This window comes from Bilifractor sp. HCP3S3_D3 (assembly GCF_052063915.1).
Classification (GTDB): Bacteria; Bacillota; Clostridia; order Lachnospirales; family Lachnospiraceae; genus Bilifractor.
Window position 1 is genome coordinate 35,213 of the sequence record NZ_JBQHWP010000007.1, and the last position, 25,564, is coordinate 60,776.

Here is a 25,564-nt window from a genome sequence, read left to right on the forward strand (position 1 = left end):
ATCCTCTCAGTATCCGAAAATTTGTCCAAAGATATCTCCGCTGTTGCCGTTTCCGCCCGGCTCTGTTCCCGGCATACCCGAAGAATTGTTATCCTGTCCCTGGTCCTGCGAATCCGGATTCTGAATGCTGCTGATCGCATCACTTGTTCCCAGCGTCACCTTCACCGTCTGTTCCTTGTAGGAGCTCCCGCTCGCGCGCTGTATCACAACCGGAACTTCTTCACCCGAAGAATAATACTTCAGACGGTTTTCCAATTTGGAATATGAAGCAACACTCTTGCCGTCAAATTTGGTAATCACATCGCCCTTCCGGATTCCCGCCTGATCCGCAGGTCCTCCGGATACCACAGAGGTAACACAGACGCCCTCCGGCATGTTATAGATCTGTGAGTACTCGCTCGTGACATCTGCGCATGTGATTCCCAGATACCCCCTCTCATCGTCATCCAGCCGTGTTCTGGTATTCTCATTCATGAGATCCTCCAGAATCGGTTCCGCCTTTGCCATGGGAATTGCAAAGCCCACATTATCGACAGAAGCCTGTGAGCCATTACCACTTCGCTTTGCTTCATTGATGCCGACCAGCTCTCCCTTCATATTCAGGAGCGCCCCTCCTGAATTTCCGGAGTTGATGGCGGCATCTGTCTGAATCAGACCGTCTGAATTAAATGTATTTGTGCCATCAGACAGCTGAAGCGACCGGTTAAGCGCACTGACATATCCGCTTGTCACCGACTGGCCGTATCCGAGCGCATTTCCGATAGCCACCACCTGCTGACCCAGAACAAGTTTATCAGAATCCCCGACGGTTGCCACACGGATCTGACCCATTGTATCATCCGAGATATCCGAGAGTTTTACCGCAACCACTGCAAGATCATGATCCTCGTCAAATCCCTTGATCTGTGCGGAAATAACCGACTCATCCACAAATCCCACGGATACCTGCGTCGCGCCTTCTATCACATGATTATTTGTAGCGATCAGAAGCTCTGAATCATTTTCTCCGATAATAACGCCAGTTCCGGCTCCCTGAACCTGATATTTCTGTGTGCCTCCGAAAAAGCTCTGCATTTCTTCTACGGACATGGTAGAAATCGTCACCAGCGACGGCATAGCGGCCGATGCGACCTCTGCGACCGTCATCTCCTGATCCTTGCCTGTAGACGCAATATCCGGCGTAAGCGCTGTCCCGGAAGAAGCCGTGACCTTTTCCGTCTCATCCGAAGCATCCTTGCCGGAATGGTTCGGGGTATCTGTGTTTTCTCCTGCCGATGCCGATGAATAGACAGGGTGGATCCGGTTTCCGACATAATTAACGCCGTAGGCAACCAGCCCCGCGATCAGGCCGAACACCACTGCCATGGCTGCCACGGTTGCCCAATGTCTGCCGCTGCGTCGCGGTCGTTTCACCCGGTGATCCTGGTCAAGATTTTTCCGTCCTTTCCGGTCCCTTCGACTGCTGCCAGCCGAATAATCAGAATAGTCATTTCTGCCCCGGCCGGACCAGGGATCTCTCCTGCCCTCCTCCTGATGAGCATCGGCATCTTCTTCCCCTCTGTGCTGTTCTCCCTGTCCTTCTCCGTTTCCGGTATGGTCACTGTATCTCCAGTAATTCCCATCACTTCCGCCGGACCAGGGATTATTTCCTGTCTGCTCCGATCCACCCTGCCGGAGTTTCGGATTCACCCAGCTGTAGGTAGTCTTCGCTTCTGCATCCCGATTTCCGCTCTTTTCCTTTTGAGACGAATCTGGTGTTCCACTGTCTTCTCCCGATGACGCACCTGATGCTCCACTGTCTTCTCCCGATGACGCACCTGATACTCCACTGTCTTCTCCCGATGACACATCCGGCGCTCCGATGTCTTCGCTCGGTGACGATTCCGGTGTTCCAGTATTCTCTTCCGATGACGAAACGGAATTTCTGTCTTTGTGTATATCACTCATAAGCAAGCTCCTCCGTTCTCAACGCCAGTATAGCGTGAAAGCCCATTGATATACGTATTTTACCCGTTATTTGTGTAAAATATGTGAAAACAGCAATCTAAACTGCGGTAATCCTCTGCGCAGCGAACACATACCGGACAGCCCTACTGATGTAGGAAATATGTGTGAGGCAATCATCTGCGTGTCGCATCAGCATAGCTTATTTACATGGTCTGCCCTCCACTTTATGCCATATCGGCACAGATAAAACCCGCCGCATGTGCAGAGAATGCCCCGGCAGCCGTTTCCATATGGCTTTCCGGGGCATTCTTGTCACCTTCCATTATCCTCTTATATCCGTTTCTCATGCCAACGCCCGGCAGCATACCGTGCCATCGGCAGGCACCTTTACCTCTCCCGGAGAGGAACAGCCTCCGTTTCCTCCGAAAATACCTTCGCGACCTCATCCAGGGCTTCTTTCTCATCGCAGCCTTTGCAGCAAAGCACAACCTCGTCTCCATCCTGCAGACCTGCCGCAAGCAGACTGAGTACACTTCTGGCATTTGCTGTGGAAAGACCCCCGTTGTATTCTAGAAGAATCTCGGATTGAAAACGGAGCGCCGTCTCGCTGATCCTGCCGGCGGGTCTAAGATGCAGCCCGTTTTTTCCTTTTATCACCATTGTTCTGCTGACCATTTCCGTTTCCTGCTGCACATGTCTGCCGGGCATTTTCGGGTTGCTTTTCTCATGCACTCACTGCTCACGCATATTCGCACTTCCATGCCGCTTGCGCGTCACTTCATGCTCATACCTGTTGCCTTCGAAATCGCATACAGTCTCTTACACACGCTTCGCGGCAGGCGGCCTGTCTGCGTTTTCGAAGAGCTGTTCAGTTATGACACGGTATAAGCTACGAATTGGTTCCGCCTTTATCACTCCCGGACGAGGAGCTTGCTGTCGCCTTTTCCTTCAGGTGTACCGGTATCGAAACCGCATCATCCAGCGATACTCCCGTTGGAAGCGCAAACGATACATTTACGGTATAATCGCCCGTGTCCTTGCCCTTGAGGTCGATGGAAGCCTTGATGTCTGCCGTCTTCAGATCATCGATCACGGATCCCGCTCCGTTCAGCCGCACCTGTATGCTGGTCTGGTCATAGGAGATCGTCAGATCCGGATCCAGGTTGTTTGTAGCTATATCATCCACATCCAGCTTGAATTCCTTGGTTTCATCCGAAAGGATCGTAACGGTTACCGTGACCGTCCCTGCCGTGCTCGATGCCAGCCGCAGACCGTCCGGAAGCACGTCACTGAGTTCAACTTCCGCTGTAACATCCGAGGAGGCGTCTGAGACAGACACATAACCCTCCGGAATCGTGATAATATTCCCGTTTGCCGCAAGCTGGCTCAGTGCGTCGTCTGTTCCAACCACGGTAATTGTCTCCGGTGTCGTGCTCACAGCCGTTACGTTATATCCCTCGGCCGGTTCTCCGGAGTACTCAACCTTCATCCCGACACCGGATTGCTTCTTCCACAAATCTACATATACCGAAACATCCGGCACACCGCCATCGAACGTCAAATCATCCTGAACTGTCTCCTGCGACAGCACTTCGCCGTTCTTGTCCATAATTTCGAGCTCTGCCTTTCGGTTTCCGTCCTGCGTCATGCCTGTGACATCGATCTTGGCGACCACGCTGTCAATCTCATTGATGATGGATTCCGGTCCGTTAATCACTATTTTCTCCGGATTCGGAGTCGCGATTCCCACCTCGTAGCTGGATCCCGGAACCGAACTTCCTGTGTCCACACTCACAGCGAATTCCTTGCTCGCGACATCTTCAATCGTAATCGGTATTGCCGTTCTGGACAGTGTCACATTTGAAGCCGATATACCGGGAACCGTGACCGATAATGGAACCATGACAGGATCGCGGTCTAGATCAACAATCTGCGTCAGATCGGCTGTAACAGTGATATTGTCCGCGGAGATTTTCTTCAGCTCCGACCGGTTTCCCTTCACGTATACGGTAACTGTCTTGTACTGATCCTCGATCATGTAGATCTGTTTTCCGTTTGAGATGTACGATTCATTCGCCACCGTAATGTGAACACTGTAAGACTCTGTCTCCACAGGATCATTGATGTCCACTACCGAGTACCAGATGACAATCGCTATCAGTAATGCCAGCAGCTTGTATCCGATATTGGAACGCAGACTAGCTAGGATTCTTCGTATCACGGTTTCTGCGTCCCCCTTTCAGTATGCGGATTTTATCATTGTACAGCACCTGGACATCCTGCAGAACCTCTCGCAGCTGGCTCGGAGAAATCGCCGTGTGAAGCCGTCCATTCATGGCGTAGGATACGCTCCCGGTCTCCTCCGACACAATGATCGTCAGAGAATCTGTGATCTCGCTGATACCGACACCGGCGCGGTGTCTGGTACCGAGTTTTTTGCTCAGCTCCATATTGTCAGAGAGCGGCAGATAGCAGGTAGCTGCCGCAATCCGGTCATTCTGAATAATAACCGCGCCGTCATGAAGCGGGGTGTTATGTTCGAAAATATTAATCAGCAGCTGACCGGACACAATAGCGTCCAGACGAATACCGGTGCTGATATACTCATCCAGCAGCGTCTCCTTCTCGATAACGATCAGGGCGCCTGTCTTCACATCACCCATTTCAAAGCAGGCCCTGACCAGCTCGTTTATCGTGTGGTTACTGAATCGCTTATTGTCCTCACCGGTTTTGCTGATGGAAAAAAAGGAGCGCAGTACGTTGCTGTGTCCCATCTGCTCAAGCACTTTTCGGAGCTCCGGCTGAAAGATGATGACGATTGCCGTAAAAGCGACAACGCTCAGATTGCCGAGAAGCCAGACGATCACTTCCATATGCAGAATGTTCGCGACAATGACAAACGCTCCGATAAACAGAATTCCCTTCAGCAGAGTGTACGCACGGGTGTTCCTCATCCAGATGATCAGCCGATAGATCAGAAAAGCCAGAAGCAGAATCTGGATAATATCAATGACCTGAATTGTCTTTGGCGGCTTCAGCCATGAAAGGATGTAATACTGAAACCTGCTCAGAAAAGCATTCATATGTTTCTCCTTCTACTCTGACTTAAGCCGTATAACGCAAGAAGCAATCCTCAGCCTGTACAGTCCGTGGCAGAAACCAGCGTTTGGCCTTGTACACCAATATGGCACATCCGTTTACTTTCTGATGATCCTGGTCTGGCCCATATCCTCATCCCGGGCATTTGCTTCATCTCCGGTTTTTGCTTCATCCCCGCTCTCAGGAAAAACCGGATCCAGTCGGATCGTCTCTCCCCCAATGCCCGAATTGCTGTCCTTATGAGCATCTGTACGTGTCTGACGGCCCTCACTGTCTATGGTAAGGTTTATGGTTCTCATCTTCTCATCATTGTCTGTGTGCCGGGCAGCAGCAGATGAAGAACCGTCAAGGCCATTTTCCCGGCCGTTTTGGTTTGTATTCAGAGACTTCAGGGATTCCTCAAGTCTGGACTGAAGATTGATTCCCTCAAATTTCTTCTCATAGATATTGTTCTCCCGGGTGACAAAACGCTTCTCATCCGCGTCTGCCTCCACCTCTTCCGTTTCGTCCTCTTCCTCTTCGAGATTATATCTCGGTCTGCGCTTTGGAGTCACCTTTACATAATAATAGTTGTTGTCGTCCTCAAACTGAAGGAACTCCGTGTGAGAATAGTCCGCATTATAGCAGAAAAACTCAAAGATAAATGCGACGGCAACTGAGAGCGCGGTTTCGATCACAGTCATCACAAGATTTATCTTCACATTCAGAATGCTGGCACCGGCAATCATCAGACCGAGATAAATAATCGCGCTGACAATGATGCTGATCTCCCACGCATGGCTGCTGACCAGCTCACGGATACAGGTAACAATCAAAAATACCACCACGAATGTCACAAGCATGAGAATCGTCTTCGAATTCATCATCGCGCCGGGTATTGCCTGAACAATGTCAATCATACTGGCACCTTTTGTATTCGCGACCGCTTCGACGGTATCCGGAAGACCGTTTACAAAGGACCAGGAGAGCACGCTGAAGATCAGCGTGATTGCCGACACCGGACCTCGCATAAGCCCCAGCACAACAGGAACCGTCATCGGCATGTGCAGAGCTCCCGCCACCGGCGTAAGAATAATCGCCAGCGCATCCTTCGGAACAAAGCGGAAGTACAGAAGCAGCATCAGCAGATACAGAACAACCGCGAATGCGCCGACTCCGACATTCAGTCCAAAGCTGTTCGCGACAATCAGAACGGTACCGATAAAGACGATCCCGTTAATCGGAAGGATCGCGCAGATGACAGACAAAATGATGATCACGAGCAGATTGTTTAACTGACTCATATAACCGATCTTGTCATTCAGAGTAATAAACGTGATCACCGCCAGCGCAAACCGGAAAAGCGGACGTATATATACGTCATAATCCGTATAAAAACGGATCAGTCTCTCTCTTAATTCAAGCAACTCGTTCATTCTTCCTCTTCCTCCTGCTTTTCCCCTTCGCCGCTTTCCTCGTGATATCCCCGCCGGTACATGCGTCCCAGCCTTGCGAGTGCGCGCTCATATTCTTCCATGTCGCTCTGCATCCGAACATAACGGATCCGCGCCAGTATATACGCAATGACAGAATAGATACCTACGAAAATAACGTAGCTCACAATCAGCACCGCAACAACAGGCCGGATATCCGCGGCATTCAGCCGGGAAAAGAAGGTATCCATATTGGCCAGCATCAGTACGCCGAGCAGCAGAATATACGCAATGGTGCTCAGCAGCAGATTCCGGATCAGCGCAAAAGCCGTATAATCTCTCTGATAATACCGGCTGATCCGGAAAGACCCGTCCGCGTGTTTCTTCTCAAATCTCGCCAGACCGATCATCAGGTACAGTCTTTTCTTGTCAATCATTTTCCTGTCCTCTATATACTACTGTATAAGCTCTTCGAAAACGCAGACAGGATTGTCGCACGCGAAGCGCGCGTAAAAGACTGTATGCGATTTCGAAGGCAACAGGTATGAGCACGAAGTGACGCGCAAGCGGCACGGAAGTGTTCATACCTGTAGGATTGCGAGAGTGCGAAGCACGGAGCAATCCGCAGCCTATACAATTTGTGGCCCCGCTTGCAGGGCATGTCGGTATAAAAACATCAGTTTATTTTATCATACTTCCGGAGCCATTGAAAGTGTGTGTTCTGGCGCCTGCTTTCCCCTACAGCCCGTCTGAATCAGTCATACACTTTGACCCGGCGCTATGGATACGCAGGCAAACCATATCCTGCATGCCCCGGCTTCCGCTGCCGTCTCCGCAAGCGCATCCAGCGTTGCCCCTGTGGTATAGATGTCGTCAACCAGAAGCACCCTCTCCGGCAGGCTTACACCATCCCTCGCCGCAAACGCACCTGAAAGGTTTTTTCTTCTCATCGAAAGAGTAAGCCCTTTCTGCGGCCGGGTGTTTTTTCTCCGGTATATTTCATTCGTCGCACAGGGAATTCCGAGTTTCTCCGAAAGATGCCGGCCAACCTCTTCCGCTTGATTGTATCCCCGTTTCCGGTACCTGTCCAGATGGATCGGAACAGGAAGAATCAGCTCCGGCTTCCACTCTTTCAGATGTATGCCGCCGTGTTTCCAGATCGCGGTCGCATAAAACCCGGCATATTCTGCCCGGTTTCCGTACTTAAAACGGGTGATCGAATCCTGCACCATCCCCCGATACGTAAAGGGTGCAAAGCCCTGAATAAAGCGATGCTCTCTTCTCCGGCAATTATCACAGTATTCCGCGGTATCAGACTCCAGCGGTCTTCCGCACTTCATGCAGACCGGTCCTGTGATAAAGTTCAGAATGCCCGCGCATTTCCGGCACAGATATGGTTCTCCGGCAGACAGCAGACAATCGCAAAACGGACAGCGGCGCGGATAAAACAATCCGGCAATTTTCCGCGCGCACAGCATTCCGTCCCGCCGTATGACCTGCTTACTCTGCAGGAATCCATCTTCCAATATCCTGTCCAGACTTTTTCGCAAGACTCTCCCTCCTGTCCGCGCCGATTTCCGCCGCGTATAACATCTGTGCTCCGCTGCCTTCCGGTGAAACTTCCGGTGAAACAATTCTCATATGCTGCTCAATCCTTGCTTTCCACGTAGTACATCTGGGTTCCGATGCCTTATGGTGAAACGCATTCATAGCGTCCGATGCCGCAGGCTGGTCCATCCTGCCGCCCGTCCCTGCCACCGGAAATCCACCTCAGATCTCCTGCCGTTTCAGCTCGATGATCCGTTCCGCCAATGACGTGTAGCGGTTTTCCTCGGTTGCATTTTCAATCATCGCCTGGAACACCTGTCGGCTTCCTGTCAGAACCACACATTTTCTGGCCCTTGTCACAGCAGTATAGAGGAGGTTCCGTGTCTGCAGCATATGCGGAACTCCGAGAAGAGGAATGACTACGGCAGGGTATTCGCTTCCCTGTGCTTTGTGAACCGTCGTAGCATATGCCAGCTCCAGTTCATCCAGCTGGCGGAAGGTGTAATCCACAGTCTTTCCCTCTTCATATTCAACCGTAAGCAGCTCGTTCGGCGTATCAATTCTCCGGATGATGCCCATATCACCGTTGAACACCCCGAGGCCCCGCTGCGCGACGATTCCGTATTTTCCCCTCAGCTGCCATTCCAGCTGATAATCGTTCCGGATCTGCATGACCTTGTCTCCCTCCCGGAAAATTCCCCGTGAGGTTTCTCTCTCCTGCTTGGCAGGAGACGGCGGGTTCAGATAAGTCTGCAGAATCCGGTTGAGACTCTCGACGCCAAGTGCTCCCTTTCGTGTCGGTGTCAGAACCTGTATCTCCGAAGAATCCGCCTTTACATACTTCGGGAGCTTTTCCTGCACCAGAGCGAGCACAACTCTCTGTACGACCCGCACATCCTCCCGTTCAAGGAAAAAGAAGTCACGGCTCCGGTTATCTGTGCGAACGGGAAGCCCGGCATGGATCCGGTGTGCATTGACCACGATATCGCTTTCCTGCGCCTGCCGGAAAATCCTGGTAAGCATAACAACCGGAAAACATCCGGACCGTATGATGTCCCTGAGCACACTGCCCGGTCCAACGCTCGGAAGCTGGTTCTGGTCACCCACCAGAATCAGCCGTGTCCCCGGAACAATCGCTGAAAGAAGTGAATGCATCAGGAAAATATCAACCATCGACATCTCATCAATGATAATCACGTCCTGCTCCAGCGGATTTTCAGCATTCCGTTCAAAGCGTACATTCATCGATTCTTCATCAGCCGCACCTGAAATCTCAAGCAGCCGGTGTATCGTAGACGCCTCATAACCGGTTGCCTCCGTCATCCGCTTCGCCGCGCGTCCGGTCGGTGCTGCCAGCGCGATACTCAGATGCTCCGATTCAAAATACCGGATCATCGTATTGATCGTTGTTGTTTTTCCGGTTCCAGGCCCTCCTGTCAATACAAAAATACCGTTCGTGGCCGCTGCCGCAACTGCCTTGCGCTGAAGATCGTCAAGAACAATCCGGTCGGACTTCTCGATCCTTCGGATCCTCTCATTTACCGCCTCTTCGTCCTCACGGATATGAAGATTCAGATCCTGAAGCATTCTTGCGCAGTTCAACTCGGTCAGATACGATCTCTCCGCGTAAATCCTCGCGTGAGAATCACCATTCTCATCCTCAAAGACCAGCGCTTTTATTTTTTTGTCGAGAGCAAGGTCCATCAGATACCGGTCGATGTCACCGGGATCTGTTCCCAGAAGTTCTCCGGCTCTCTGCACCAGGATCTCCTTCGGAAGGTAAATATGGCCCTGTGCGCCAGCCTGATTGAGCGCGTACAGGATTCCGCTCCGGATCCGGTATTCTGAATCCGGCCGGATTCCAGCCCTGGAAGCAATCTCATCGGCGATCCGAAATCCGACCCCGTCAATATCATCTGCCATCTGATAAGGGTTCTCACGCATCACCGTATACAGCCTGTCCTGGTAACGGTTATAAATCCGGATGGCGAGAGAAAGGGAGATCCCGTACTGGGAGAGAAAAATCATAGCGTTCTGCATCTGTGATTTTGCCTCAACCTGCTCTCCGATCTCCCGGGCTTTCCGGTCACTGATCCCCTTTACCTCGGCCAGCCGCTCCGGCTCCTCCTCCAGGATCCGCAGGGTGTCATCACCAAACCGCTTCAAAATGCGTGAGGCCAGCGCTGCACCTACGCCTTTGATGGCTCCGCTCCCCAGATACCTCTCCAAGGCTACACTGTCTCTCGGAATTGTAACATGGACATTCTCTGCCCGGAATTGCTTTCCATAGCTTGGATGAACACTATACTCTCCCTCCGCCTCGATATACTCTCCCTCGTTGACCGAGGAGAAGCTGCCGACACAGGTCACATCCTCGTCCAGCGCGGACAGATTCAGAACGGTATAACCATTATCCTCATTTCGATAGATGATATGCTCCACATATCCTTCTATTTTTTCCGACATGCTGATCTCCAAATGTCCGGCCTTACCGGAACGCATCCGGCTTCCTCAGCGGAAGCTCTTCTGCTTTTCAAAATCCGACATTGCACGAATATACAACCCGGTACCGACAGCGACTGCCTGCTGCGGATTGTCCGCCAGAAGGGTCCGGATTCCGGTTGCCTTCTCGATTTCTCCTTCCAGCCCGTCCAGCATCGCGCCTCCTCCGGTCAGAACAATCCCCCGTTTCGCTATATCTGCCGCAAGATCCGGGGGTGTTTTCTCCATCACTACACGGATTGTCTCTATAATCCGGCGCACCGCCGGAGAGACGGCTTCTCTTACCTGATCCGAGGTAATGCTGACCGTCCGCGGAAATCCCGCATCCACATCGCGTCCCGTCACAGAGACCTGTCTCAGGCTCCGGTCCGGATCTGCGGATCCGATCTGAATCTTGATATCCTCTGCGGTCTGGCTTCCGATGATCAATCCGTAGATATCATGAATATACTGACAGATTGCCTCGTCAAATGCTTCTCCTGCCGTCCGGATGGACTGAGAAATTACAATCCCTCCAAGAGACAGGACAGCGATTTCGCTGATACCGCCTCCGATATTCACAATCATACTGCCGCTCGCGCGCATGATATCCACACCGGCGCCCATCGCGGCGACGATCGGTTCCCGGACAATCACAGCGTCCCTTGCGCCCGCGCGGTACGAAGCTTCCTCCACCGCTCTTCTCTCGATATCCGAAACGCCGCTCGGCACACAGATACAGATCCTCGGCTTCAGAATATTCCAGTTTCCCATGGATTTTCGGATGAAATACCGCAGCATTCGTTCGGTAACGACAAAATCCGAGATCACGCCATCCTTCAGCGGACGTATCCCGACAATATTGCCCGGCATTCGTCCGATGCACTGCGCCGCCTCGGTTCCGAATGCCAGAATCTTGTTCGCGTCTCTGTCATAGGCCACAACGGATGGCTCCTGACAGAAAATACCCTTCCCCTTGACATATACAATAATTGACGCCGTTCCTAGATCAATTCCAATGTCAGTAACCGGCATATAATAATGTTCCTTTCTATCTTATCGGATTGCGAGAGTGCGAAGCACGGAGCAATCCGCAGCTTATACAATATCATAACTGAACAGCTCTTCGAAAACGCAGACAGGCCGCCTGCCGCGAAGCGTGTGTAAGAGACTGGTTGCGATTTCGAAGGCAGCAGGTATGAGCACAAAGTGACGCGTATCAACCTTCGTCACTTCAGATATTCTCTGAGATACTGACCGGTATAGGATTCCGGCACCTTCGCGACCTCCTCCGGCGTACCACTGGCGATCACCGTTCCGCCCTTGTCTCCGCCCTCCGGGCCCATATCGATGATATAGTCGGCAGTTTTAATGACATCAAGGTTGTGTTCAATGACAATAACCGTATTGCCATCTTCTGTGAATCTCTGGAGAATATCCACCAGCTTGTGCACGTCTTCAAAATGAAGACCGGTAGTCGGCTCGTCCAGAATATAGCAGGTTCTTCCCGTGCTTCTCTTGGAGAGCTCAGCCGCCAGCTTGATTCTCTGCGCTTCACCGCCCGACAGTTCTGTTGAAGGCTGCCCGAGCTTCACGTAGGACAGACCCACATCATACAGCGTCCTGATCTTGCGATAGATTGACGGAACCTTCTCAAAAAAGGGAAGCGCCTCCTCAACGGTCATATCCAGAATCTCAAAGATATTTTTCCCCTTGTATCTGACCTCCAGTGTCTCCCGGTTGTAGCGCTTTCCGCCGCACACCTCGCAGGGGACGTAGACATCCGGAAGAAAATGCATCTCAATCTTCACAATTCCGTCTCCGGAACAGGCCTCGCATCTTCCTCCCTTGACATTGAAGCTGAAACGTCCCTTCTTGTAGCCGCGTGCCTTCGCGTCCGGTGTCGCGGCAAACAGATCACGGATCATGTCGAATACACCTGTGTACGTCGCCGGATTCGATCTCGGCGTACGCCCGATCGGGGACTGATCGATATTGATCACCTTGTCCAGATGCTCCATTCCTTCAATTCCGCTGTGCTTTCCCGGAATCACAAGAGCATGGTTCAGCTCCCTCTGCAGATGCTTGTAGAGAATCTCGTTGACAAGAGAGCTCTTGCCGGAGCCCGAAACACCGGTCACACAGGTCATCACACCGAGCGGGAATTTTACGTCGATATTCTTGAGATTGTGTTCCTCGGCGCCCCTGACAATCAGCCATTCCTTTGGCTTCCTTCTTACATCGGGAACCGGAATCTTGCGCTTTCCCGACAGATACTGCCCCGTGATGGATTCCGGACACTTCATGATGTCCTCCGCGGTTCCCATGGCGACCAGCTCGCCGCCGTGGCTGCCCGCGCCCGGACCGATATCCACCACACAGTCAGCCGCCCGCATCGTTTCTTCATCGTGCTCGACAACGATAACGGAATTTCCAAGATCCCGGAGATGCATCAGAGTCCCGAGAAGCTTTCCATTGTCTCTCTGATGAAGGCCGATGCTCGGTTCGTCCAGTATATAAGCCACTCCGACAAGTCCCGATCCGATCTGGGTAGCAAGCCGGATACGCTGCGCCTCACCGCCGGAAAGCGATCCGGTGGCTCTCGCCAGCGTCAGATAATCCAGTCCGACTTCGTGGAGAAAGCTCACACGGTTCCGGATTTCTTTCAGGATCTGTCTTCCGATCAGCATCTGATGATCACTTAAACGGATATCGTCCAGAAATTTCAGAAGGCTCTCAATCGACAGGTTGGTCACCTCGTAGATATTCTTGTCCGCAACGGTGACTGCCAGCGAAGACGGCTTCAGCCTCTGCCCGTGACATGCCGGGCACGGGGAAATATTCATAAAGTTCTCGTATTCCTGACGCGAAGATTCCGACGCGGTCTCACGATACCGACGCTCCACATTCTTGATCAGCCCCTCAAAAGCAACGTCGTAGACACCTTCTCCACGCTGACCCTTATAATGGACCTTCACTGAATGCCCTTTTGTTCCATAAATCAAAATATCGTGGATTTTTTTTGGGTAATCCTTAAACGGCGTGGACAGAGAAAAATGGTATTCCTCCGACAGTGCTTCCAGCATGCACCGCGTAAAGCTTCCCTTCTGGGTGCTCGACTGCCATCCAGGAACGGCAAAGGCCCCCTCGTCGATGGATCTCGATGGATCCGGGATCATCAGCGATTCCGCGAACTCCATCCGATAGCCAAGGCCGGAGCACTCCGGACAGGCGCCGAATGGATTATTAAAGGAAAAACTCCTCGGCTCGATCTCATCTACACTGATTCCGCAATACGGACAAGAGAAGCTCTCGCTGAAATTCCGGGTATGCCCGTCCATTGTATCGACTACGAGAAGTCCACCGGAAAGTTTCAGCACGTTTTCCACCGAATCCGTCAGACGCTTTTCAATTCCCGGCCGGACAATAAGGCGGTCCACCACAATTTCAATGTTATGTTTCAGATTTTTGTCGAGAGCGATGTCCTCCGACAGGTCATACTGGTTTCCATCTATGACCACGCGGACATAGCCGGATTTTCTTGCCTGCTCCAGAACCTTCTCATGACGTCCTTTCCGTCCTCTCACCACAGGCGCAAGCAGCTGGATTCTGGATTTCTCCGGCAGCTCCATGATCTGGCCGACCATCTGATCCACGGTCTGTCTGCTGATTTCCCGTCCGCAGTTCGGACAGTGCGGAATCCCGACTCTTGCATACAAAAGCCTGAAATAATCATAGATCTCCGTGACCGTTCCCACCGTGGATCTCGGGTTCCGGTTGGTTGATTTCTGATCGATGGAAATGGCGGGCGGCAGGCCCTCGATGCTCTCCACCTTCGGCTTCTCCATCTGTCCGAGGAACTGCCTCGCGTAGGAGGAGAGACTCTCCATGTACCGTCTCTGTCCCTCCGCATAAATGGTGTCAAACGCCAGAGAGCTCTTTCCCGATCCGGATAGCCCGGTCAGCACTACAAGCTTGTCTCTTGGGATATCTATATTCAAATTCTTCAGATTATTCTCCGAAGCACCTCTGATCCTGATAAAATGGTTCTTTTCTGCCAATTTTAAACTCCTAACTCTTCTGCCGGCTTCATACATATTGCGGCGTCACGCCTGCGGGGGCACTGCACTTCGTATATGCTCCCGCGTCACAGAAGCTGCTTCGTATCTTCCGCGGCGCTGACATGTATAAGCATTCATACGTTGCTTCGCGCGCTCGCAAACCTACAGGAAATCCGCCATGACCGTATTTGACAGGGAGAGCCCCCGGCGGGTGAGAAACAAATTTCCTCTTTCCTCCCGCAGAAGGCCTGCATCCTCATACTTGCGGATTGTACTGCCGTATACCTCCATTACATCCTCTCCGAAGCGGCATCTGAACTCCTCTTTGCTGATGCCGGACGTCATTCTGAGCCCCAGAATCATAAATTCCGCCATCAGGTCTTCTTTTCCAAGAAATTCCGGTTCTTCCCGTCCGGTTTCCGACAGAATGTTCTCTTTTTTCTCCACAGATAAACGCTCTCCGCCAAACAACATCTTTCCTCTTCCGTCGTTCTCCGGTCCGGCGTACATCTGCAGATACGTTCCGATATCATCCGTGTTCCGGAACCGGAGACGCCCCGTAAAGGAAGACGCTCCCAGCCCCAGTCCGAGGTACGGAACCCCTGTCCAATATCCCACATTGTGGCGGCATTCTCTCCCGCTTCTCGCGTAGTTTGAGATTTCATACCGATGGAATCCATAGCCGGCAAGGATCTCCTCTGTCCGCTCGTACATCCGTCTCTCCGTTTCCTCACCGGGGAGCACTTCCTCAGATCTCAGATGATACTGTTCTTCTTCAAGTTCTCTTACACGGGCATCCGGATCTCCTCCGGCAATCAAACCGGAGACCCCGTGATATTTTTCGTAAAAAGGCGTTCCCTCCTCGATGATCAGGCTGTATGCAGATATATGCTCCGGGCCTGCCTCTGCGATCCGCCGAAGTGTTCTCTCCCAGGATTCCTCCGTCTGTCCCGGCAGTCCCGACATCAGGTCCACGTTCAGATTGGAAAAGCCCGCCTCCCTTGCGTACGCGAAGCTCTCCCGAAACGCCTGATACGTATGAATTCTGCCGAGGCGCTTCAATTCCCCGTCGTCGGTGGACTGACACCCGAAGCTCAGCCGGTTGATTCCCGCTCTTCGATAAACGGACAGGCTTTCCGGATGCACGGTTCCAGGATTGGCTTCCATCGAAATTTCCGCGTCTGGTTCCAGATGAAAGGTCTCTCTGACCGCGTGCATGATCTCCGCAATCATCTCTGCGGGAAGAAGAGAAGGGGTTCCACCCCCGATATATATAGAAGAAACACTCTGCCTTATACCGGAAAAACTCCGGATCTCGCGCAGCAATGCCTCCACATATCTGTCTTGTGTTCCGCACTCAGCGGGAAAACTGAGGAAATCGCAGTATCCACATTTTTTCGCGCAGAATGGGATGTGGATATATAATTCCATGCCGGCTTTAGTTCTCATCAAGCTTCAGAACATTGAGGAAGGCGTCCTTCGGGATTTCAACGTTTCCGATCTGACGCATCTTCTTCTTTCCTTCCTTCTGTTTCTCCAGGAGCTTCTTCTTGCGGGAGATATCTCCGCCATAGCATTTTGCAAGTACATCCTTGCGGAGAGCCTTTACCGTCTCCCTCGCAATCACCTTCGAGCCAACAGCAGCCTGAATCGGAATGTCGAAAAGCTGCCGCGGAATCTCCTGCTTCAGTTTCTCGCACATCTTTCTGCCCCGGTCATAGGCGGAATCTGCAAATACGATGAATGACAGGGCATCTACCGGCTCTTTATTGACCAGAATATCAAGTCTCACCAGCTCACTTCTCTGATACCCAATGATCTCATAATCCAGAGACGCATACCCTCTGGATCTCGATTTCAGAGCATCGAAGAAATCATAGATGATCTCATTGAGTGGGATATGATAGGTTAGAAGCGCACGGGTCGTCTCGATATACTCCATACCCTGGTATTCGCCCCTGCGCTCCTGACAGAGCTGCATAATCGGACCGACAAACTCGGTGGTTACCATGATCTCTGCCTTTACCATCGGCTCCTCCATGTATTCGATCTCTGAAGGATCCGGAAGATTGGATGGATTCGTCAATTCCACAACTTCTCCGCTCGTCTTGTGGATCTTATATACAACTCCCGGCGCCGTTGTGACCAGATCCAGATTATATTCTCTCTCCAGCCGCTCCTGGATGATCTCCAGATGGAGCAGACCGAGAAAGCCACAGCGGAACCCGAAGCCCAGCGCCGCTGAGGTCTCCGGCTCATAATACAGAGAGGCATCATTGAGCTGCAGCTTTTCCAATGCGTCCCGAAGCTCCGGGTACTTCGCTGAATCTGCAGGGTAGATACCGCAGTATACCATGGACTGTACCTTTTTGTAACCGGGAAGCCGCTCCGCACAGGGACGGTCCGCATTTGTCACAGTATCTCCGACGCGAGTATCTTTGATGTTCTTAATGCTCGCGGTGATATAGCCCACCATGCCGGCCTCAAGAACATCACACGGAATCATCTGTCCTGCGCCAAAATAACCGACTTCAACCACCTCTTCTTCCGCCCCGGTCGCCATCATCCGGATCCGGTCACCCGGCTTCACCGTGCCCTCACGGAGCCGGACGGAGATGATCACTCCCTTATAGGAATCATAGATGGAGTCAAAGATCAGTGCCTTCAATGGTGCCTTCACGTCTCCTTCCGGAGCCGGGATCTTATGCACGATCGCTTCAAGCACCTCCTCAACGTTCTGACCTGTCTTCGCCGAAATCTCGGGCGCATCCTCTGCGTCCAGACCGATAACGTCCTCGATCTCGCTTTTTACCTCCTCCGGATGTGCGCTCGGAAGATCGATTTTGTTCAGCACCGGGAAAATTTCCAGATCATGCTCCATGGCAAGATATACATTTCCCACCGTCTGTGCCTCCACTCCCTGTGTCGCGTCCACCACAAGAACAGCACCATCACAGGCAGCAAGGCTTCTGGAAACTTCATAATTAAAGTCCACGTGACCGGGGGTATCGATCATATTCAGGATATACTCTTCACCGTCTTTCGCCCGGTAGACCGTACGGCATGCCTGTGCTTTTATGGTAATTCCGCGTTCCCGCTCCAGATCCATATTGTCAAGAACCTGATTCTGCATCTCGCGGCTGGTGAGAAGGCCTGTCTTCTCGATGATCCGGTCAGCCAGTGTTGATTTTCCGTGATCAATATGCGCGATAATGCAAAAATTTCTGATTTTGCTCTGATCTATTAATGACAAGGTACTACCTCCGGTTTTTGAGATTATGTATCATATAGACATCTGCAGATTCTCCCTCCGGAATCCGTCACCGGGTCTTTCTTCTTTTCGCTTTCCCCGCATTCAGACAGACTCCGACAGATATACAGTGAGATTATACTCGACTTTGTCTGGAGCCGCAAGGTGCAGGAAACGTGAAAATCTTCGAAAAGAAGCCGGCTGACGGCAAAAAATGTTCAGCAGCCGTCAGGCGATGGTCTAAAGATGGTCAAAAGATTCACGTTTTTGATAATTTTAGATTCACGTTTTTTGATAATTACAGATTCACGTTTTTTGAAAATTTCAGTTGACAAACCCATATGAAATAGAATAATATGAATAAGCATGTTCGGAAGTGGAAAAGTGTCATCCTATAAAGAACATCCCATAAATATAAAATAAAAGGAGGTGTACAGTTTGGCTAACATCAAATCCGCGAAGAAGAGAATTCTCGTTAACAAAACAAAGGCCGAGAGAAATCAGGCCATCAAGTCTGCAGTAAAAACATCTATGAAAAAGGTAGAGGCTGCAGTTGCTGCGAATGACAAGGTAGCTGCACAGGCTGCTCTGCTGAATGCAACATCTGTCATCGACAAAGCCGAGACAAAGGGCGTTCTTCACAAGAACAACGCATCCAGAAAAGTTTCCCGCTTAAGCAAAGCTGTAAACTCTATTCAATAAATCAATAAACGAGCAAACACGAGGAGTCGTCGCCTCGTGTTTTTTTAGTGTATAAAGCCGTCGTCAAGCGGGCAGTTTTTGGGCATGCGAAGCATGCACAGAAAACTGCATGCTTGAACGACGCTAACATGTATGAGCATGGAGCGGTGTGAAACACCGCGGGAATGCGAATACATGTGGCAGCTGCGAGAGTTGCGAAGCAACGGAGCAGCTGGCTTTATACAGTATGTGACACGACTTATCGTACGGGCGTTTACTGTATAAGCTCTTCGAAAACGCAGACAGGATCGTCACGCGCGAAGCGTGTGTAAGAGACTGTATGCGATTTCGAAGGCAACAGGTATGAGGATGAAGCGCGAACGCGCGAAATCCGAATACCTGTAGGATTGCGGGAGTGCGAAGCACGGAGCAATCCGTAGCTTATACAGTGTGTGACACGATGTATCGTATGGCCGTTTATTGTATAAGTCCAGTCGCAATGTTCTTGGCCCACGGGGAGCTTGCTCACCAGTGGGCAAGAACATTAGCGACGACAACAGGTATGAGCGTTTTCACCGGCTCCATTTCACAATCATCATCTCCACACTCAGCTTGTCATCCAGCCGCCCCGTCTTCACCTCTTCCTCAACCTGCACAAATTCTCTTACAATGGATTCCAGCTGTGGAATTGAATAATTCCGGCACAGTCCGAGCGTGCGGCTGACCGCAAACGGTGGCATGCCAACTTTTGGTGCGATTTCCCGGTTCGGCATTCCGTCTGCCGCCAGTGTCTTCACCTGCAGGAGCTGATTATACTGTCTCGCCAGGAGATACAGAATCCGCATCGGCGCTTCCTTGAGTGCCAGAAGATCATAGTAATAATCCAGCGCCTTTTTCTGCTGATGTTCCGTAACTGCCCGTATCATGTCAAAAATCTGGTTTGTGATCTGGGGAGCGCAGACCGCGTCAATGTCCTGATTTGTGATGACCTCCCTGCCCATGGTATAGCAGAGCAGTTTTTCAAGCTCACTGCTGATATTTGCCATGTCTGTTCCTGTCATATCTAGAAAGTGGCTCATATCCTTCCTGGTGATTTTCTTCCCCTCTCTGGTCATGCGTGTCAGCACCCACCGGGTAAGGGTCTCCTCTGTCTGCGCCGCAAACTCCGCCACATGCCCCTTTTTCTGAATCTGCTTGTAGAGACGATTTCTCTTGTCAACCTCGTCCTCCACAAATATCATCACAAGGTAGTCCGGCAGATGATCCATGTAGTCATCCAGTCTCTCGGTCTTCCGGCGGAAAAATCCACTGTTTTCGACGAGAATAACCCGTCGGTCCGCAAAAAAAGGCAGTGTTTCTGCCTGCGACACAATCTCCTGCTCATCCACGTCCTTACCGGTGTATCTGGTAAAGTTCATGGTATCCCCCTCCGGAACAAGCGCCCGGATCAGAAGATCCCTGTACTGGTTTCTCAGATATGCTTCTTCCCCGTACAAAAGATAAACCCTTTTGAAATTGCCGCCTTTGATATCTTCCCGAATTGTCTTCAACCTTCTGCGACCTCCCTTTCCCGGGATTTTCTGCTCACTGTCTCATCTTACCATATCCGCTTCTCTCCGGAAAGTTCTGATCAATGAACTTCCCCTTCTCTCCCCGAGTTGCTCTGATCCGGAAGTTTCTTCCCTTTTCTCCGGAAAGTTCTGATCCGGAAACTCCCTCTTCCCTTCGTTTCCAGACAGATGGCGCCACAATCTCTCGTCACATAATATTCCGCTCCTGCCTCGCGAATCCTTGTCAGCGTCTCTCCCGCAGGATGACCGTACCGGCTCTTTTCCGGGGCGGAAATCATGCAGACAACAGGTGACGCCTTACGGAGAAACGCAGCAGAGGTAGAATTGCGTGAGCCGTGATGCGCGACCTTTAGATACTCCACGGGTCCGGTCTCCTCCAGAACTATACGCTCTCCTTCCCCTTCCAGATCTCCCGTCAGGAGTGCATCGAAATCTCCGAAAGACAGAAGCAGAACCATGCTGTCCTCGTTTCTTCCTCCGGCGGTGCCATCTGATCCGCCGCCTGCGGTCCCCGATGACGCATCTGCAGCGCTTCCATCTGCACCTCTGGTCTCCTGCACAGCTCCCGGCTCCGCATCCGGATGCATTACCCGGATCCGTAATTTTCTATCCTCAAGTATATCTCCTTTTTTCAGAAGCGCGACCCGGATCCCTGCCTTCCTGCACAGCTTTATAAGGCGTCTCCCTGCAGCGTCCTCCTGCATCTGCGCTGTCAGATAAAGTACGTCCACCCGGATGCGTACCCGTTGACCGACAATCTCTTCCAGAAGCTCCTCGATCCCGTTCAGGTGATCCTGATCTCCGTGACTGACAAAAATTCCCCGGATCCTTGTAACCCCTCGAGATTTCAGATACGGAATGATCCGGTACTTCCCCGGCTGCTTCACACTGCTGCTTCCTCCGTCGACGAGGTACACCGAATCCCCACCCGGCTTCCATATTTCGGGTCCCTGGGAGATGACGAGACTGTCTCCCTGTCCGACATCCAGCATAGCAATTGACAACGCCGGACTCCATTTCAGAGAAAGAACCAGCACCGCCGCAGCCACCACCAGCGCCGCGCGCCTTCCCATACCGTGTCTGAGGCAAATCCATACCAGAAGAAGGCAGAATCCATAGGCCATAAGCTGCCACCAATCCGGTTTCCCGACCGTCCATACCGAGCCCGGGATGGTTTTCACGAACAACGCAATTCTCTCAAACACCTGAAGTGAAAGATCGACCGGAATCAGCAGAAGCCACCCGGCCGAAGGACATAACATACCCATGGCACTCCCGACAATACCGAGGATCAGTACCGCTCCCATCGCCGGAACAATCAGCAATGTCGCGAATGGCAGCACAGGAATCTCTGAAAATGCGTAAGCAGCAACCGGGATCGTGCACAGCATGACTGCCACCCACATCAGAAATGCCTCGAGAATTTTTTCAAAAATTTTCTTGATCCGGCTTCCTCTGTGCCAATAATTCTTCGGTACCAGCCCAAGCAATGCTGGGTAAAAAACGGCTGCGCCTCCAACCGCCGCATAGGAAAGCTGGAATCCGGCATCGAAAAGATATCCCGGCCTTGTTAACAGTAGAAGAATGGCCGAGATCCCGACCGCGCACAGTACATCATAAGACCTTCGCAGAATTTTTGCCCCCAGGGCAAGTCCGAACATGATCATCGCACGGACAGCAGAGACCGGGGAGCCCGCAAACACGCAGTAAATTCCTGTCACCGCCGCTGCTCCGACGGCGGCAATGGCCTGCCCTGCCCGGATATGGAACGGCATACAGAGAAGAAGAACCCGGAACAGCAGCTCATAAAATATCATCCCAAGCACTGAGATATGCAGTCCGGAAATTGCCAGAACGTGCATGACTCCTCCGTACCTGTACCGTTCTTTGCTCTCTTCGCTCAGCATTGAGCGGTCTCCAAGCAGCATAGCCGACAAAACCCCGGCCTGTTTCGGATGCATCAGTTTCGCCTGCCGGGCGCTAACTCTTTCCCGAAACGATGCAAGATGCTCCCGTAAGCCTCCGCCCGGGTCTGTCACCATGGCTTTCTCGTTCAGCATTTCATAGAAAATCTTTCTGCACGCATAATATCTCCTGCTGTCAAATTCACCCGGATTTGAGGGTCCGTCAATTTCCGATAGTTTTCCCCGGAATATCACTTTGCTCCCGACCGGAAGCTGTCCAATATCGCGCTCCTTAAATTCTTCTTCGGTTAACAGTCCTGTCCCGGCAAGTTTATTATCGTCCGCAAAATTCGCCTCCGGCAACACTGTAACTTCCGGCAGCACTGTAACCTTCAGATAACCAATCCGGATACGGCAAACCTGATTCTCATCGTCCCGGAATTCAGCTCTGCAATCCTTAATGATATACTGAACAGATTTTTTCTTCCGATTCCTCTCCACAATCTCTCCGGAGCAGCTGGCAGTCGTTCCAGACTCAAGAACGCTTTGCGCGCTCTCCGGAATCTTAGGGCGTCCAAAAACAGGGATTCCTGCAAAGCGACAGAACAGAATCCCCAGAATCAGCAGCACACAGGCAATACAGACAGGCCGGTATTTCAAATTCCATCACCCCCGATTCCATCATCGTGTCATTACACCGATGCCTTGAAAAAATGTGAAAATGAAAAGCTGCGGAAACGAAAAAATGTCAAAACATAAAAGCAGAAATAAAAGATCAAATTGGAACATATGAAATGCACGAAAGAAACTGCAGCGCAATGATAAAAGCCGCTTTCATTAAGAAAACAAGGGAAGAGAAGAAAAAGAGAAAAAAGAAAAGCAGAAAACGAAAAACAAAACGAAAGCAAAACAAAATTGAAAAGTAATCAGAACGGCTGATGTGTTGACATAAGTAAACCATAGCACCCGGCCGTAAAAAACGCAATATGCGATTCTCACAAAACCGCAGCAATCCGTAACTTATACAGTGTGTGGCACAATATATCATATGGCCGTCTACCGCATAAGTACAGCCGCAATGTTCTTGGCCCACGGAGAGCCTTCTCACCAGTGGGCAAGAACATTAACGATGACAACAGGTATGAGCATGAAGTGACGCGTCAGCGGCACGAGAATACAAATATGCCGTCACGAAGAAATCAGATCCTGGTTTCTGGTATACTGCACACTCAGATCCATGCTGTTGCGAAAAACGGTGTCACTTTCGCCGTCGATCGAGAACTGAACCTTCTTGGTATTACAGGTCTCCGCCAGTGAATTCACAATAGCATAGATGGGAATCTCCTCACTGATACTCAGAATTGAATTCTGAACACTGTCATCAAAATTCACGTAGCAGATTCCCGCCTGCGAAATAACACTGAGCACCTGTGTGTCCGTGGAAAATACCGGATAGTGCCCCTCCTCAGAAGGGCCCTGAATCAGCTCTTCCACAACAGCCTTTTCCACCGGCTCATTACTGCTGTAATAGACCTTCCTCGTTTCCGGAAGCAGCTTCGACCCGGTCTGATCCGTAAAATACAGCGTCATTTCCATCTCCTGGTAGGCATTGATATTCTTTCCGGCATTATCCACAAAACTGTCATCCGTCAAAGCGCCAACCGCATTGCCGCTGCTGTCCGTAAGATCTTTGCCGTCCACGGTAAACAGGATTTTGTCGACACCGTCAATCTGGGCAAAGCTCCGCACGAGGCCGCCTATGCAAAGCACTTTCCTCGTCTGCGCCTGGTCCTGAAAGCCCGCGCCCAGGTCAAGCGTGAGTACCTGATCACTGAGCTTATAATTCTGAATCTTCACTCCGTCCGGCAGAAGGAGAACATCCCCCTTATTTTCCGGCTTCTGTGCCTGCAGGGCAATCATCTCAACAACCTGTCCTTCTGTATCCGGTTCATTGAAGTGATATTCCACCCAGTTGATCCGGTCCTCGTCCTGATTCAGATAATAAAGATACGTCTTCTGAGCAGAAGCGCTGGGCTGAACGCCCGATGAACTGCTGACCGTCGATCCGCAGCCCGCCAGAGAGGCGATAAGGCTGAGAATCATCAGGCAGCTGAGAATCTTCTTCATTCGTCCATTGCCTCCTTTAAACGATGTGAACCAGCGGAATCCGTATGGAAAAAGTGGTTCCCTCTCCAAGCTTGCTCTTGACACGGATTGCTCCGCGATGCATGACGATAACCTTCTTTGTGATCGCAAGTCCCAGACCCGTTCCTCCGATCTCACGGGAATGGCTCTTGTCCACGCGGTAGAAACGCTCGAAAATATTGTTCAGGGATTCCTCCGGTATTCCGATTCCGTTATCTACGATCGTCGTATAACAATATTTCCGATCCGCATTCAAGGAAACTCTCACCCATCCGCCCTCCGGCTTATTGTATTTAATGGCATTTTCGATAATGTTTGTAAATGCCAGAGAGATTTTGGTCTCATCCACCTGGGCTGTTATCGGACGGAAGCTGTCAAGAATCAGTTCCACATGAGCCTTATCGGCGATTGGTTTCAGCCGCTTGATAATCTGCTCCAGTTCTTCATTGATATTCACATCCGTAATATTCAGGTCTGCGGATTTCTTGTCCATTTTCACAAGCGCCAGAAGATCCGTGATGATGGAGTTCTCCCGGTCTATCTCCGCCGAGATGTCCTTCATGAAATCGCGGTACTCCTCAATGGGAGCATCCGGGTTCTGATTCAGAACATCCGCCAGCACCTTCATCGAAGTAAGCGGCGTCTTCAGCTCATGCGACACATTCGACACGAATTCCTCACGGCTGTCATCCACCGTCTTCACCCTCGCCAGCATCCGGTTAAAGGCATCAGTGATCAGTTTCGTCTCGCGATAATCATTGACGGAAATGCTCTCGTCCTGATACCCGTCCGTAATTCCCTCAATCGATCGGGTGATTTTCTGCAGAGGCTTGACAAGCATTCCCGAAAGAATATAGCCGAGAATCAGGATAACGACCGTGATAATTGCGAGAATCATCGTACCCCGTTCCTCCAGAATTCCCTTGCTGATGCTGATCTCCGTGGTTGATACACTGACCAGCAGGACTCCGGTCGTCTCTGCGTCTCTGCTTTTCTTGTCCGGATCCTTGATCCGGAACGTCAGCTCAATGTACTTGTTTGCCTTGTCGTAATGACTGGTTTCCTTTCCGTTCAGGCAGTCCGTAACCTCCTGTGACAGAGAATATTTCCCGTTGTCAATATTAAAGGTATCCATGACGATTCTGCTGTCGCGGTTGATGACGAGGATTCGTCCCCCGTAGATTCCGGTGAGCATATTGAACTCCCCGTTAATCACATCATCACTGGTATCGGACAGATAATTCCGGTTAAAAAGCTGATCCACCAGTATTTCGCATTGATTTTTGACCATCACGGTTCTCTGGCTCACCGCGCGGTTCTCATAGCTCTGTACGATAACACTTTCCACGATAATGGAGGGCACAATGCCCATGATAAAAAGAAGTATCATGATATAAAACCGGATACTTCTGTAAAAAGCAAAATGCTTTATCTTTTTTTTCATAAAAAACTCCAGGTCCTGACG

General features: G+C 51.2%; 18 protein-coding genes. 1 reads left to right on the forward strand and 17 read right to left on the reverse strand.

Going from position 1 to position 25,564, the window contains the following annotated elements; all coding sequences use genetic code 11:
* Nucleotides 1-6 precede the first annotated feature (6 nt).
* From ACTNDI_RS05680 to lepA, 13 genes are all read right to left on the reverse strand, one after another.
* Complete coding sequence (locus ACTNDI_RS05680; RefSeq protein WP_441099798.1) at nt 7-1,947, reverse strand: trypsin-like peptidase domain-containing protein; 1,941 nt, start codon at nt 1,945-1,947, stop codon at nt 7-9.
* 387 nt (nt 1,948-2,334) lie between these two features.
* Nucleotides 2,335-2,622, reverse strand: coding sequence for an HPr family phosphocarrier protein (locus ACTNDI_RS05685; RefSeq protein ID WP_441099799.1), 288 nt, complete (start codon nt 2,620-2,622; stop codon nt 2,335-2,337).
* Nucleotides 2,623-2,836: 214 nt separating this feature from the next.
* Entirely contained in the window at nt 2,837-4,168 is a 1,332-nt protein-coding gene (locus ACTNDI_RS05690; protein WP_441099800.1) for a CdaR family protein, read from the reverse strand.
* Nucleotides 4,146-5,030 (reverse strand): diadenylate cyclase CdaA, encoded by an 885-nt coding sequence (cdaA, locus tag ACTNDI_RS05695; protein WP_441099801.1) that lies wholly within the window; start codon nt 5,028-5,030, stop codon nt 4,146-4,148. The genes ACTNDI_RS05690 and cdaA overlap by 23 nt, the downstream gene beginning before the upstream one ends.
* Nucleotides 5,031-5,144: 114 nt before the next feature.
* Nucleotides 5,145-6,461, reverse strand: a complete 1,317-nt coding sequence (locus ACTNDI_RS05700; protein WP_441099802.1) for a hypothetical protein — start codon at nt 6,459-6,461, stop codon at nt 5,145-5,147.
* Nucleotides 6,458-6,895 carry a hypothetical protein gene (locus ACTNDI_RS05705; RefSeq protein WP_441099804.1) on the reverse strand — a complete coding sequence of 146 codons (438 nt, stop codon included), beginning with the start codon at nt 6,893-6,895 and terminating at the stop codon, nt 6,458-6,460. The genes ACTNDI_RS05700 and ACTNDI_RS05705 overlap by 4 nt, the downstream gene beginning before the upstream one ends.
* 321 nt (nt 6,896-7,216) lie before the next feature.
* Complete coding sequence (locus tag ACTNDI_RS05710; RefSeq protein WP_441099805.1) at nt 7,217-8,008, reverse strand: ComF family protein; 792 nt, start codon at nt 8,006-8,008, stop codon at nt 7,217-7,219.
* Nucleotides 7,959-8,216, reverse strand: coding sequence for a hypothetical protein (locus ACTNDI_RS05715; protein ID WP_441099806.1), 258 nt, complete (start codon nt 8,214-8,216; stop codon nt 7,959-7,961). Before ACTNDI_RS05715 ends, ACTNDI_RS05710 begins: the two co-directional genes overlap by 50 nt.
* Nucleotides 8,217-8,228: 12 nt before the next feature.
* Complete coding sequence (gene recD2 / locus ACTNDI_RS05720) at nt 8,229-10,472, reverse strand: SF1B family DNA helicase RecD2 (protein WP_441099807.1); 2,244 nt, start codon at nt 10,470-10,472, stop codon at nt 8,229-8,231.
* A 45-nt stretch (nt 10,473-10,517) separates the two neighbouring features.
* Nucleotides 10,518-11,522, reverse strand: a complete 1,005-nt coding sequence (locus ACTNDI_RS05725) for a rod shape-determining protein (RefSeq protein ID WP_441099808.1) — start codon at nt 11,520-11,522, stop codon at nt 10,518-10,520.
* Nucleotides 11,523-11,716: 194 nt separating this feature from the next.
* A complete protein-coding gene (gene uvrA / locus ACTNDI_RS05730; RefSeq protein WP_441099810.1) occupies nt 11,717-14,548 on the reverse strand; it encodes an excinuclease ABC subunit UvrA in 2,832 nt (943 codons plus the stop codon).
* 162 nt (nt 14,549-14,710) lie between these two features.
* The gene (hemW, locus tag ACTNDI_RS05735) at nt 14,711-15,997 is read right to left on the reverse strand and encodes a radical SAM family heme chaperone HemW (RefSeq protein ID WP_441099811.1); all 1,287 of its coding nucleotides are present in this window, start codon (nt 15,995-15,997) and stop codon (nt 14,711-14,713) included.
* Nucleotides 15,987-17,801, reverse strand: coding sequence for a translation elongation factor 4 (lepA, locus tag ACTNDI_RS05740; RefSeq protein ID WP_441099812.1), 1,815 nt, complete (start codon nt 17,799-17,801; stop codon nt 15,987-15,989). Before lepA ends, hemW begins: the two co-directional genes overlap by 11 nt.
* Nucleotides 17,802-18,236: 435 nt before the next feature.
* Here lepA and rpsT point away from each other — a divergent pair, with 435 nt between their 5' ends.
* On the forward strand, nt 18,237-18,500 hold the full coding sequence (rpsT, locus tag ACTNDI_RS05745; RefSeq protein WP_441099814.1) for a 30S ribosomal protein S20: 264 nt from the start codon (nt 18,237-18,239) through the stop codon (nt 18,498-18,500).
* Nucleotides 18,501-19,051: 551 nt separating this feature from the next.
* Here the strand turns inward: rpsT and holA are convergent.
* The 4 genes from holA to ACTNDI_RS05765 form a co-directional block, all read right to left on the reverse strand.
* A complete protein-coding gene (holA, locus tag ACTNDI_RS05750) occupies nt 19,052-20,029 on the reverse strand; it encodes a DNA polymerase III subunit delta (protein ID WP_441099815.1) in 978 nt (325 codons plus the stop codon).
* 80 nt (nt 20,030-20,109) lie between these two features.
* A complete protein-coding gene (locus ACTNDI_RS05755; protein ID WP_441099816.1) occupies nt 20,110-22,614 on the reverse strand; it encodes a ComEC/Rec2 family competence protein in 2,505 nt (834 codons plus the stop codon).
* A gap of 528 nt (nt 22,615-23,142) precedes the next feature.
* Complete coding sequence (locus ACTNDI_RS05760; RefSeq protein ID WP_441099817.1) at nt 23,143-24,081, reverse strand: GerMN domain-containing protein; 939 nt, start codon at nt 24,079-24,081, stop codon at nt 23,143-23,145.
* 16 nt (nt 24,082-24,097) lie between these two features.
* Nucleotides 24,098-25,543, reverse strand: coding sequence for a sensor histidine kinase (locus ACTNDI_RS05765; protein ID WP_441099818.1), 1,446 nt, complete (start codon nt 25,541-25,543; stop codon nt 24,098-24,100).
* Nucleotides 25,544-25,564 lie beyond the last annotated feature (21 nt).